Genomic DNA, 4,429 nt, shown 5'->3' on the forward strand with positions numbered 1-4,429 from the left:
CCGGGTTGATAGATATGCCAAGTTCTGGTATCTCGATTCTTGCAGAGGTTGACCTGGCGACACGGACAGAGAGATCGTCTGCTGTTCTGACATCAAACTCATATCGTACCGGACCGCGATCAGTGAGGATCAACGTATCCGTAAGACGAAAGCCGCACGCCTCACAGAGACCACACATCAGGAGAATATCGGAGAAGAAGGGGATATTCTCGGTCTGATAAATATATTCTATCTCTTCTCCACAGAGCGGGCAGGGGCCGGAGAGGGCCTGTTTCACCTAGTTGCCTCCACCGATCTTCTCCCGTGATATCTTCACTGATGTTGGCGTGATGACGACATAGCGCTGGTCGCCAATGCCGATGATATCGCCGTTCACGTCCCGTGCGACATCCTTTAAGTCCTTCATCACCCGCTCAAAGGTGATCTTGTCGAGCTTGAGCTTCTGGATGTCAATGATCACAATGTTGTTGTTGTACACCTCGTCTTTGACTCGTGGTGTATCCTTGAGGTCGTTAATTGTTGCAATCTTGACATACATCAGAGCAGGCTCCTCCCCTGCTGCTGCATCCTCATATGCAGCGAGGTCGAGGTCCATGTACTCCTCTTCCTTAGGGGTGGCACCCTTTCCGCCAATGATGGAATCAAGAAATCCCATGTAGAATCCTTTCTATTGGTAGTTATTAATTCTATCCTTATATTTCCAGGTTCCAGATCGCGTCGCCCACATAGTGGATATTCTTCGCAATCTTCCCCTTCTCCATTGCGCGAATCTCATCAGCGTCATAGAGTGCTATGACAACTGCAAGCGGTTTTCCATGGCGTTCCTCAACGATAAGCGCTGGTTCTCCCTTCCTGATGTCATTTGTCACTGAAATGACACCGGGGCGCATCACATCAGCCCCGTTTACCATGAATGAAACGGCTCCTGAATCAACAGTGATGCGGCGGGCAGTGAATGGCCGGAGATGCGCACCCCTCAATGTTGGAAATGCCCAGTTGTCACGGGAGATCAGGAGCGGTTTTTTATCGATTAGGAAAATGGAGAGATCTGCATCGGTCTCGGCACGTTCGATGGATGTGGTGTCAAAGAGTGATGCCTCTTCTCCAAGAGCTCTTTCGATCATCTGTTTGATCCCGGCAACCTGGCTCTTTTTAATTGCATGCCGCTTTCGAATCGTGATATCAGCCATGATGGATTCTCCTGTACTATCCACTCCCAGGGAACTAAAGGATTTCCAATGGGTGCGCTATCTTTAAGTCGAACCGGGGCGCATATATGGTTACTCTCCAGGGAGATGCAAAGGGATTTTTATGACCAAACGACCGCTTGATATTCTGGAACAGGTCTTAAACAGGGAACCGGTGTTCATCTCGCTGAAAGGCGGACGAGAAATCCGTGGAATACTTCAGGGATATGATGTTCATATGAACCTCGTTCTTGATCGTGCAGAAGAAGAGACGGAAGATGGCGTTGTCAAACTGGGAACGCTGATCGTCCGTGGTGACAATGTGATCTATATATCCCCTTCAATCGAATAATAAAGGTGATTTACCATGTCGAAAGGAACTCCATCGAAGGGTCTGCGCAACAAGCATTCCCATATTGTATGCAGGCGTTGTGGCCGGAATTCGTACCATGCACGCCATAAGATTTGTTCAGCATGTGGATTCGGACGGAGCGCCCGGATGCGCTCGTATGCCTGGACCAGCAAGAAACCATTGAGAGCAACACATTAAGGCTCGTACATCATGTGCGGCATTGTCGGCATTGTTGACACAGGGGGGGTATCGTTTCCCCTGTATTATGCCCTCTATGCCCTTCAGCATCGAGGGCAGGAGAGTGCCGGAATCAGCACATTTGATGCCGGAACACTCTTCAAACATAAGTCTCAGGGTCTTCTCTCAGAGGTCTTCAACCGTGATATTCTTGAAGAGCTTCCCGGATCGGTTGGGATCGGGCATGTCAGGTATCCGACAACCGGTGAGAACCGCCCGGAAAATACCCAGCCATTGAACTTTTCTCTCAAGGGGCATCACTTCTCTATTGTTCATAACGGCAATCTCGTCAATAATAACGAGCTTGTTGCAGAATATGAAGAACACGGTCATATATTTGCTACAACAACGGATTCCGAGGTGATTGCTGCAATCATCGCGCGTGAACTGACGCTCTCCGGATCCATGGAGGATGCCGTTGTCCTCTGCATGAGGAAACTGGAGGGATCCTATTCTGTTATCACTCTGCTTGATGACACCCTCTTTGCGTTCCGTGATCCACTGGGTATCAAGCCGCTCTGTATCGGGAAGACCGATAACGGGTACATGGTTGCATCCGAGAGTGTTGCACTGGACGCTCTGGGCGCAATATTCATCCGTGATCTCCGGCCCGGCGAACTGATCAAAATCGATAAAGGTGGTATCTCGTGCCGCCAGATCACCAAAACCAATCATACTGCATTCTGCCTCTTTGAGTACATCTATTTTGCACGATCCGATTCTGTGATCGACGGGGTCCTCGTCTATGATGTCAGGAGAAAGATTGGCGAGATGCTCCATCAGGAAGCGCCGGTTGACGCTGATATCATCTCGCCGGTACCAGATTCCGGGACTTCGCTTGCGGTTGGATACTCTGAGGCATCCGGCATTCCATTCAAGGAAGGTCTGATAAAGAACCGTTATATCGGGCGGACCTTCATTATGCCAACCCAGAAGCTGCGCGAGAATGCGGTGCGCATGAAACTGAACCCGGTACGTGGGCATATCAAAGGAAAATCGGTTGTGCTTGTCGATGATTCGATTGTCCGTGGCACAACGTCCCGGAGGATCATCGAACTGGTTCGGGAGTTTGGTGCCCGCGAGGTTCATTTCAGGGTGGGCTCACCGCCTGTTGCCGCCCCCTGTTACCTGGGGGTCGATCTACCGACGCGGAAGGAGCTGATCGCACATAACCGGGCAACTGATGAGGTCTGTTCCTGTATCTCCGCAGACTCGCTCCATCATATCTCGCTTGAGGCGCTGATTGCGGCAACAGGAATCGATGTGTCAGATTTCTGTACAGGATGCCTCACAGGATGTTATCCTGTCGCCATTCCTCACGAAAAATCAGAATGCCGCCATGTGGACTTTATCCATGGGTCATACCAGACACGGCTCGATTTCTGATCTTTTTTATATGAAAATGCATGGGAACACCCCTCATTTTCATCTTGTATGCCTGTTGCCCCAGATGGCATCATGAGCGTTTTTTTAATCGTTTTTGCCTATCGGAGAGGTCTGCCTCTCCAAAAAAATTCATTAAAACAGATAGCGAGGGATGGATTTGAACCATCGATCTACGGGTTATGAGCCCGTCGGGATCTCCTGACTACCCCACCTCGCTTCGGAGTATTAATATTCCAATTATTTCTTTAAATACCTTACCGAATTACTGCCAATGAAAGGGCCAAAAAGCGAATCAGTACCTGCTTCCGTGACACGCTCTTTTGCCGGATACAATCTCCCTTTCCCCAGCAGAAGTTGATGCGAACCATTATCTGAATGTATAGAGAAGAGATTGTATGGATGATGAACTGGAATACCTCCGGCAGAAACGCGCCCAGGAACGGCTCGCAGAGATCGAGCGGAAGGCATCGTTTCAGGGTGTTGTGCCGGTGAGTGAGATCACGTTCAATACCTTCCTCTCTGAAAACCGCTTTGCTGTTGTTGATTTCTGGGCAGAATGGTGCGGTCCATGCAGGCGTGTTGCACCGGTCATCGAAGCCCTATCCCATGAGATGTCGGGGCTTGTTGCATTTGCCAAATGCAATACCGATGAAGCCCCGCGTATTGCCAGGCAGTTCAATATCACGGCGATCCCGACTATCATCCTCTATGCAAACGGAAAGATGATCGACCGGGTCACCGGAGCAGTGCCAAAAGAGACCCTCCGTTCGGTGATCCTCCGGGCATTCGGACTGCCGCCGGGAGCAGAACCCGTCTGAGGGTCTGTCCGGTCTCTATGCCGGAAAAATCCCCCTCTTTTCCAGCAGGCGCTTATTCCCGCATCCACCCCGGGCTCCGTGAGATACTCTCTTCGACACTCCGCTGGGATGATCTCCGTTCTGTCCAGGAAATGTCGCTCTCTCCGGAATTGGCCGGTGCCGACCTGATCATCATTGCGCCAACCGCCGGTGGCAAGACCGAATCTGCCTTCCTGCCAGCGCTTGACGATCTTCTGAAGGCAGGTTCTCCGGCAGTAGGCATCCTCTATCTCTCTCCGCTCAGGGCACTAATTAACGATCAGCTTGATCGGATCACCAGGATGACGGCCCCCCTCGGCCTTGAGGTGCGGGCATGGCATGGTGATATCGGGCGATCGGATCGCACCTGGAAGGATGGTGAAGCCCCTCATATCCTTCTCACCACACCCGAATCACTCGAAATACTCCTT

Annotated in this window: 8 protein-coding genes and 1 tRNA gene; 5 read left to right on the plus strand and 4 right to left on the minus strand. The window is 51.0% G+C overall.

The window, feature by feature from the left end; genetic code table 11:
* The 3 genes from QCH34_RS07425 to QCH34_RS07435 all read right to left on the minus strand — a co-directional run.
* A partial coding sequence (locus tag QCH34_RS07425) for a ZPR1 zinc finger domain-containing protein (RefSeq protein WP_300332375.1) occupies positions 1-277 on the minus strand: 277 nt, incomplete at its 3' end.
* Positions 278-655 (minus strand): cell division protein SepF, encoded by a 378-nt coding sequence (gene sepF / locus QCH34_RS07430; protein ID WP_300332377.1) that lies wholly within the window; start codon positions 653-655, stop codon positions 278-280.
* Positions 656-692: 37 nt separating this feature from the next.
* Positions 693-1,190, minus strand: a complete 498-nt coding sequence (locus QCH34_RS07435; RefSeq protein ID WP_300332379.1) for an RNA-binding protein — start codon at positions 1,188-1,190, stop codon at positions 693-695.
* Between the two features lie 121 nt (positions 1,191-1,311).
* On the opposite strand from QCH34_RS07435, the gene QCH34_RS07440 reads away from it, so the two are divergent.
* The 3 genes from QCH34_RS07440 to purF are packed head-to-tail and all read left to right on the plus strand — an operon-like array spanning position 1,312 to position 3,162.
* Positions 1,312-1,539: an LSM domain-containing protein gene (locus tag QCH34_RS07440; protein WP_255333528.1), complete on the plus strand. Its 228-nt coding sequence runs from the start codon at positions 1,312-1,314 to the stop codon at positions 1,537-1,539.
* 15 nt (positions 1,540-1,554) lie between these two features.
* Entirely contained in the window at positions 1,555-1,737 is a 183-nt protein-coding gene (locus tag QCH34_RS07445) for a 50S ribosomal protein L37e (RefSeq protein WP_292737367.1), read from the plus strand.
* Positions 1,738-1,749: 12 nt separating this feature from the next.
* Entirely contained in the window at positions 1,750-3,162 is a 1,413-nt protein-coding gene (gene purF, locus QCH34_RS07450) for an amidophosphoribosyltransferase (protein ID WP_300332382.1), read from the plus strand.
* A 142-nt stretch (positions 3,163-3,304) separates the two neighbouring features.
* Here purF and QCH34_RS07455 read toward each other — a convergent pair.
* Positions 3,305-3,379, minus strand: a tRNA-Met gene (locus QCH34_RS07455).
* Between the two features lie 178 nt (positions 3,380-3,557).
* On the opposite strand from QCH34_RS07455, the gene trxA reads away from it, so the two are divergent.
* Positions 3,558-3,980 (plus strand): thioredoxin, encoded by a 423-nt coding sequence (gene trxA, locus QCH34_RS07460; protein WP_300332384.1) that lies wholly within the window; start codon positions 3,558-3,560, stop codon positions 3,978-3,980.
* A gap of 17 nt (positions 3,981-3,997) precedes the next feature.
* A partial coding sequence (locus QCH34_RS07465; RefSeq protein WP_300332386.1) for a DEAD/DEAH box helicase occupies positions 3,998-4,429 on the plus strand: 432 nt, incomplete at its 3' end.

The organism is Methanocalculus sp., assembly GCF_029762515.1.
In the GTDB taxonomy this organism is placed as follows: Archaea; Halobacteriota; Methanomicrobia; order Methanomicrobiales; family Methanocorpusculaceae; genus Methanocalculus.